Here is a 517-nt window from a genome sequence, read left to right on the forward strand (position 1 = left end):
ATCCATAACGTTCGGCGTCTTACCGTTCATACGCGCCTCACCTTGCGCAACGGACTCCGCAAAGGTCTCCGCTTTTGCTCCAGACACTTTCGCCATAGCTTCGATCAGCAGCGTAAAGTTCTTAATCTGCGTCTTGACCGATTCCTCTTGCGCTTTATTTTCCTTTGCGAAGTTACGAATACGTTGCGCAGCTTGATCGGCGGCCAAGTCCGTAAATTTCTTATCTGCGGCGATTTGATCGATAATCACGTCGATATTATCCGCACGAATACGTCCGTCCTCGCCTTGTCGCGCGTTCAGCTCCGGATACTGTTCGATCAACTTTTCCGTTACGTCAACTAGGCGGCCCTTTTGCGTAGCATCCAGCGTTTGAGAACCGGATAACTCCTTAAATTGCGTCGCTAGTGCGCTCATTTGTACGAGCGTTGCCTTCTTCGTTGCGAGTGCGGAATATTCCGCTTTATCCTGCGCGGAAATCGAATCTATCGAATACTTGAGCGCTTTGTTCATCTCTTCG

Annotated in this window: 1 protein-coding gene; it reads right to left on the reverse strand. The window is 49.9% G+C overall.

Going from position 1 to position 517, the window contains the following annotated elements; translation table 11 throughout:
• A partial coding sequence (locus CA598_RS32610) for a hypothetical protein (RefSeq protein WP_179283833.1) occupies positions 1 to 517 on the reverse strand: 517 nt, incomplete at both ends.

The organism is Paenibacillus sp. VTT E-133291 (assembly GCF_002264395.1).
GTDB lineage: Bacteria > Bacillota > Bacilli > Paenibacillales > Paenibacillaceae > Paenibacillus_AQ > Paenibacillus_AQ nitricinens.